Source organism: Streptomyces sp. H27-D2, assembly GCF_035828615.1.
Classification (GTDB): domain Bacteria; phylum Actinomycetota; class Actinomycetes; order Streptomycetales; family Streptomycetaceae; genus Streptomyces.
In genome coordinates this window covers 51,292-58,394 of record NZ_JAYMZR010000039.1, presented here as the reverse complement: position 1 = coordinate 58,394, position 7,103 = coordinate 51,292, and the positions used below count along the sequence as shown (strand labels likewise).

Genomic DNA, 7,103 nt, shown 5'->3' with positions numbered 1-7,103 from the left:
CGCGCGTGCTGTGCGCGCTGTGTGTGCTGTGCCTGCTGTTGTTGCTGTTCTTGCTGCGGGTCCGGCGCAGCGCACGGCGGTCGCGGCGTGACGCCCCCGAAGGACCCCCGCCGGCGGGTGCCGGGACCGGCTCGGCCGCGCGCCGGAGGGCGTACGGGACCGGCCGCGCGCCCCGCCGCGAAGCGCCCGCGCCCGCGCCCGCGACGCCCCGGGAGCGCCCCGCAGTCCATCACGCTGGGCAGCCCGCGCCCCCGGCTGCGGCTGGTCGGGCTCGGGCTGGCGGTGGTGATGCTGGCCTTCACCGTGCGGCTTCTGCAGGTCCAGGCCGTGGACGCGGGAACGTACGCGGCCAAGGCCAATGTGAACCGCTACATCCCGGTCACGCTGGCCGCCGAGCGCGGCACCATCACCGACCGCGGCGGCGTCGACCTCGCCACCACCGTGGACGCGTACGACGTCACCGCCGCCCCCGACCTGCTCACCCGGGACCAGACCAAGGCCGGCGACGCGCCCGCCCAGGCGGCCGAGCTGCTCGCGCCGATCCTCGGCCGGAACCAGGCGGAGCTGCGGCGCAAGCTCTCCCGGCCGGCGTCCCAGTACGTCGTGCTGGCCCGCCAGCAGACCCCGCAGATCTGGAAGCAGATCCAGGATCTGAAGAAGTCCCTCGCCGAAAAGCAGGCGAGGGGCCGCGGCGCCAACGTCCTGGTCGGCATCAACGCCGACAAGCACACCAAGCGCGTCTACCCCAACAGCGGCCTCGCGGCCGGCGTCCTCGGCTTCGTGAACTCCGAGGGCAAGGGCGGCGGCGGCCTCGAAGCACAGTGGGACAAGCAGCTGGCGGGCAAGGACGGCAAGCTCACCTACGCCCAGTCCAACGGCCGGCAGATCCCCACCGCCGACGTCCAGGAGCAGCCCGCGGTGCCCGGCTCCGACGTCGAGCTGACCCTCGACCGGGACATCCAGTGGGCCGCCCAGCAGGCCATCACCAAGCAGGTGCGGGAGTCCAGGGCGGACCGCGGCTACGTCGTCGTCCAGGACAACCGCACCGGCGAGCTGCTGGCGGTCGCCAACGCGCCCGGCTTCGACCCCAACGACATCTCCAAGGCGGACCCGGCGGCGCTGGGCAACGCGGCCCTCTCCGACGCGTACGAGCCCGGCAGCACCTCGAAGCTGATGTCGCTCGCCGCCGTACTGGAGGAGGGCAAGGCGACCCCGGCCACCCACGTCGAGGTCCCCAACCGGCTGCACCGCGCCGACCGGCTGTTCGCCGACGACATCGACCACGCCACCTGGCACCTCACGCTCAACGGGGTGCTCGCGAAGTCCAGCAACATCGGCACGATCCTGTCGACCGAACAGCTGGGCTCGAACCAGCGGCAGGCCAACCGGGTGCTGCACTCCTACCTCGACAGATTCGGCGTCGGGCAGCCCACCGGGCTCAGGTTCCCCGGCGAGACCGCCGGCATCCTGGCCCAGCCGCGGCACTGGAGCGCCTCCCAGCAGTACACGATCCCGTTCGGCCAGGGCCTGTCGCTCAACGCGGTGCAGGCCGCGTCGGTCTACTCCACGATCGCCAACGGCGGCAAGCGCGTCGCGCCGACCCTGGTGCGCGGCACCAAGAGCTCCGACGGCCGCTTCACCCCCGCGCCGGCCCCCAGGAAGTCCCGCGTGGTCAGCGAGAAGACGGCCCGCGCGATGGCCGCCATGCTCGAATCCGTGGTCGACGACGCCGAGGGCACCGGCACCGCCGCGAAGATCCCCGGCTACCGTGTCGCGGGGAAGACCGGCACGTCCAACCGGGTGGATCCGCAGACCGGCCGCTACCAGGGCTACACCGCCTCGTTCGCGGGCTTCGCGCCCGCCGACAAGCCGCGGATCACCGTCTACTGCGCCATCCAGAACCCCACCAGGGGCAGCTACTTCGGCGGCCAGATCTGCGGCCCGATATACAAGAAGGTCATGGAGTTCGCATTGAAGACCCTCCAGGTCGCGCCGACCGGCAAACAGGCCGCGCGGCTGCCCGTCAGCTACCAGCCCGGCGACTGAGCGAGGAGCCCCGTGACGACCATCACGCCTGATCCCGGGAACCGCGCCCCGGCGCGCCCCTCGCTTCGCCCGGAGCGGGGTGCGCCCGGTACGCTCACCGCCGTGCCACACGCTGATCAGTCCGCAACCACGCCGCAGAGCGCCCCCGCCACGTACCCCGGGGCGCCGCGTCCTGTCCGGGTCCGTCCCACCCCGCTGAAGGAACTCGCCGAGCATCTGGGCGTTCCGGCGCCGCAGGGCGCGGCCGAGGGGGGCGGCGAGGGCGCGGTCACCGGCATCACGCACGACTCCCGCGCGGTGCGCCCCGGCGACATCTACGCCGCGCTGCCGGGCGCCCGGCTGCACGGCGCGGACTTCGTCGCGCAGGCCGCCGACCTCGGCGCCGTCGCGGTGCTCACGGACCCCTCCGGCGCGGAGCGCGCCGCCGCGACCGGGCTGCCCGTCCTCGCGGTGCCCGACCCGCGCGGCCGGATGGGCGCGCTCGCCGCGGCCATCTACGGCGAGCCGGGCCGCGACCTGCTGCAGATCGGCATCACCGGCACCTCCGGCAAGACCACCACCGCCTACCTCATCGAGGGCGGACTGCGCGAAGCCGCCGTGAACGGGGCGCTCACCGGCCTGATCGGGACCGTGGAGTCCCGCATCGGCGACGAGCGCATCAAGAGCGAGCGCACCACCCCCGAGGCCACCGACCTGCAGGCGCTCTTCGCGGTGATGCGCGAACGCGCCGTCAGCGCGGTCGCCATGGAGATCTCCAGCCACGCCCTGGTGCTCGGCCGGGTCGACGGCACCCTCTTCGACGTCGCGGTCTTCAACAACCTCAGCCCCGAACATCTCGACTTCCACACGGACATGGAGGACTACTTCCGGGCGAAGGCGGAGCTGTTCACCAAGGCCCGCAGCCGCACCGGAGTGGTCAACCTCGACGACGAGTACGGCCGCAGGCTGCTCGACGAGTCCGAGGTCCCGGTCACCAGCTTCTCCGCGGAGGGTCACCCCGACGCCCACTGGCGCGCGCAGGACGTCGAGGTCGGCCCGCTCGGCTCGGTCTTCACCGTCGTCGGCCCCCAGGGCGAGTCCGTACAGGCCGCCGCGCCGCTCCCCGGCAACTTCAACGTCGCCAACGCGCTCGCCGCGATCGTCGCCCTGGTCGTCGCCGGGATCGACCCGCAGACCGCCGCCAACGGCGTCGCGGCCGTCCCCGGCGTCCCCGGCCGGCTGGAGCGGGTGGACGCGGGACAGCCCTACCTCGCCGTCGTCGACTACGCCCACAAGCCGGACGCCGTCGAATCGGTCCTGCGCGCGCTGCGCAAGGTCACCGAGGGCAAGGTGCACGCCGTCCTCGGCTGCGGCGGCGACCGCGACCCGCACAAGCGCCGCGCGATGGGCGCGGCGCTCGCCCGGCTCTCCGACACCGCCGTGCTGACCTCCGACAACCCGCGCACCGAGGACCCGCTCGCGATCCTCGTCGCGATGCTCGCGGGCGCCGCCGAGGTCCCCGCGCACGAGCGCGGCGACGTGCTGCTGCACGCCGACCGGGCCGACGCCATCACCGAGGCCGTCGCCCGCGCGGAGCCCGGTGACACCGTGCTCGTCGCCGGCAAGGGCCACGAGCAGGGCCAGGACATCGCCGGAGTGATCCGTCCCTTCGACGACCGCCTGGTGCTGCGCCGGGCCATCGAGCACCGGGAGAACCTCGGGCACGACGACAGCGATGACGCCGGCGAGCCCAGTGACCGCAGCGACCTCAGTGATTCATCAGACCGGCACCGGAACGACCAGGGATGACAGACCGCCATGCGCGCACAATCCTCCACCCGGCAGCTTCCCCCCAAGACCGGGGGTGACCGGTGATCGCACTCTCGCTCGCCGAGATCACCGCCATCGTCTCCGGACGGCCGCACGACATACCGGACCAGGACCTGTTGGTCACCGGCCCGGTGGTGATCGACTCCCGTGAGGTACGCCCCGGCTGCCTCTTCGCCGCTTTCGTGGGCGAGCGGGCAGACGGTCACGACTACGCGCGGCGCGCGGTCGAGGAGGGCGCGGCAGCAGTGCTGGCCGCCCGTCCCCTCGGCGTTCCCGCGATCGTCGTCGACGACGTCGAGGCCGCGCTGGGGGCGCTCGCCCGCGCCGTCGTCCAGCGCCTCGGCGCCACCGTCGTCGCACTCACCGGCTCCGCCGGGAAGACCAGCACCAAGGACCTCATCGCCCAGTTGCTGGAGCGCCGCGGCCCCACCGTCTGGACGCCCGGCTCCTTCAACAACGAGATCGGCCTGCCGCTCACCGCGCTGCGCGCCGACGAGGGCACCCGGCACCTGGTGCTGGAGATGGGCGCCCGCTGCATCGGCGACATCCGCTACCTCACCGGCCTGGTCCCGCCGAGGATCAGCCTCGTGCTGAACGTCGGCACCGCGCACATCGGCGAGTTCGGCGGCCGTGAGCAGATCGCCGAGGCCAAGGGCGAGCTGGTCGAGGCGCTCCCCGAGGACGGCGTCGCCGTACTCAACGCCGACGACCAGCTGGTACGCGCGATGGCGACCCGTACGAAGGCCCGCGTGATCCTCTTCGGCGAGGCCGCCGACGCCGAGGTACGCGCCGAGAATGTCCGGCTCACCGACCAGGGACAGCCGGCCTTCACGCTTCGCACACCCTCCGGGTGCGGTGACGTGACCATGCGGCTGTACGGTGAGCACCACGTGTCGAACGCGCTCGCCGCGGCCGCCGTCGCCCATGAGTTGGGCATGTCCGTCGACGAGATCGCCACAGCGCTCTCCGAAGCGGGACAGCTCTCCCGCTGGCGGATGGAGGTCACCGAGCGCGCGGACGGAGTGACCGTCATCAACGACGCCTACAACGCGAACCCCGACTCCATGCGAGCAGCGCTGCGCGCGCTGGCCGCGATGGGCAGGGGGCGGCGCACATGGGCGGTGCTCGGGGAGATGGCGGAGCTCGGCGGGGAGTCCCTCCCCGAACACGACGCGGTCGGGCGGTTGGCCGTCCGGCTCAACGTCAGCAAGCTCGTGGCAGTCGGTGGCCGGGAGGCCGCCTGGCTCGACATGGGCGCCAAGAACGAGGGTTCGTGGGGTGAGGAGTCGGTGCACGTGTCCGACGCACGGGCGGCGGTCGACTTGTTGCGCAGTGAGCTGCGTTCAGGAGACGTCGTGCTGGTGAAGGCCTCCAGGTCGGTGGGCCTGGAGTGGATCGCGCAGACCCTGCTCGACGGCGAGGTTGTCAGCCCATGATCATGCGGCAGATCCTCTTCGCCGGCGGTATCGGTCTGTTTTTGTCCCTGCTCGGCACTCCGCTGCTGATCAGGCTGCTGGCCTCCAAGGGCTACGGGCAGATGATCCGGGACGACGGCCCGCAGGCGCACCACAGCAAGCGCGGCACACCCACGATGGGCGGCATCGCCTTCATCCTGGCGACGCTCATCGCGTACGCGCTGACCAAGGTCATCACCTCCCAGGAACCGACGCTCTCCGGGCTGCTGGTGCTGTTCCTGATGGCGGGAATGGGCCTGGTCGGCTTCCTGGACGACTACATCAAGATCGTCAAGCAGCGCAGCCTCGGCCTCCGCGCCAAGGCGAAACTGGCCGGTCAGCTCATCGTCGGTGTCGCCTTCGCGATCCTGTCGCTGCAGTTCGCCGACGTCCGGGGGCAGACCCCGGCGTCCGACCGGCTCTCCTTCACCCAGGACTTCGGCTGGACCATCGGCCCGGTGATCTTCGTGATCTGGGCGCTGTTCATGATCCTGGCGATGTCCAACGGGGTGAACCTCACCGACGGCCTCGACGGTCTGGCGACCGGCGCCTCGGTGATGGTCTTCGGCGCCTACACCTTCATCGGCGTCTGGCAGTTCCAGGAGTCCTGCGCGAACCAGCTCACCGGCGGCGCGGGCTGCTACGAGGTCCGTGACCCACTCGACCTCGCGGTCGTCGCCTCGGCCCTGATGGGCGCGTGCTTCGGCTTCCTGTGGTGGAACACCTCGCCCGCCAAGATCTTCATGGGCGACACCGGCTCGCTCGCCCTGGGCGGCGCGCTCGCCGGTCTGGCGATCTGCTCCCGCACCGAACTGCTGATCGCCGTGCTCGGCGGACTGTTCGTGCTGATCACGATGTCCGTGGTGATCCAGGTCGGCTCCTTCCGGATGACCGGCAAACGCGTCTTCCGGATGGCGCCGCTCCAGCACCACTTCGAGCTGAAAGGCTGGAGCGAAGTGCTGGTGGTGGTCAGATTCTGGATCATCCAGGGCATGTGCGTGATCGTCGGCCTGGGCATCTTCTACGGCGGCTGGGCGGCAGGGAAGTGACCGATCGGTTCGCGGGCAGGAACGTCACCGTGGCCGGCCTGGGCGTGAGCGGCAGCAGTGCCGCCCGCGCCCTGGCCGGGCTCGGCGCCCGCGTCACCGTCGTGGACGGCGGGGACGGCGAACGACAGCGCGAGGCCGCCGCGGAGCTGGAGCGCGGCGGCGTCGCCGTACGGCTCGGCGACGGCGCGACGCTGCCCGAGGGCACCGACCTGGTCGTCACCTCGCCCGGCTGGAAGCCGCAGAGCCCGCTGTTCCTGGCCGCCGCCGACGCCGGCGTCCCCGTCTGGGGCGACGTCGAGCTGGCCTGGCGGCTGCGCGGGCCCGACAGCGCCCCCTGGCTGGCCGTCACGGGCACCAACGGCAAGACCACGACCGTCCAGATGCTCGCCTCGATCCTGGCCGCCGCAGGGCTGCGTACGGCCGCGGTCGGCAACATCGGCACCCCCATCGTCGACGTCGTGCTCGGCGAGGAGACCTACGACGTCCTCGCGGTCGAGCTCTCCAGCTACCAGCTGCACTGGGCGCCGAGCCTGCGCGCGCACTCCGCCGTCGTGCTGAACCTCGCACCCGACCACCTCGACTGGCACGGCACCATGGCGGCGTACCGCGCCGACAAGGGCCGGATCTACGAGGGCAACCAGGTCGCCTGCGTCTACAACACCGCCGACCCCGCCACCGAGGAACTGGTGCGCGCGGCGGACGTCGAGGAGGGCTGCCGCGCCGTCGGCTTCACCCTCGGCGCCCC

The 7,103-nt window shown here is 72.1% G+C and carries 5 protein-coding genes; all 5 read left to right on the top strand.

Going from position 1 to position 7,103, the window contains the following annotated elements:
- Nucleotides 1-87: 87 nt before the first annotated feature.
- A complete protein-coding gene (locus tag QMK28_RS17030; RefSeq protein WP_326438747.1) occupies nucleotides 88-2,046 on the top strand; it encodes a peptidoglycan D,D-transpeptidase FtsI family protein in 1,959 nt (652 codons plus the stop codon).
- Between the two features lie 12 nt (nucleotides 2,047-2,058).
- Nucleotides 2,059-3,834: a UDP-N-acetylmuramoyl-L-alanyl-D-glutamate--2,6-diaminopimelate ligase gene (locus tag QMK28_RS17025; protein WP_326438745.1), complete on the top strand. Its 1,776-nt coding sequence runs from the start codon at nucleotides 2,059-2,061 to the stop codon at nucleotides 3,832-3,834.
- A gap of 62 nt (nucleotides 3,835-3,896) precedes the next feature.
- Entirely contained in the window at nucleotides 3,897-5,291 is a 1,395-nt protein-coding gene (locus tag QMK28_RS17020) for a UDP-N-acetylmuramoyl-tripeptide--D-alanyl-D-alanine ligase (RefSeq protein ID WP_326438743.1), read from the top strand.
- 2 nt (nucleotides 5,292-5,293) lie between these two features.
- Nucleotides 5,294-6,358, top strand: coding sequence for a phospho-N-acetylmuramoyl-pentapeptide-transferase (gene mraY, locus QMK28_RS17015; protein WP_326438755.1), 1,065 nt, complete (start codon nucleotides 5,294-5,296; stop codon nucleotides 6,356-6,358).
- On the top strand, nucleotides 6,340-7,103 hold a 764-nt coding region (gene murD, locus QMK28_RS17010; RefSeq protein ID WP_326438753.1), incomplete at its 3' end, for a UDP-N-acetylmuramoyl-L-alanine--D-glutamate ligase. The genes mraY and murD, both read left to right, overlap by 19 nt.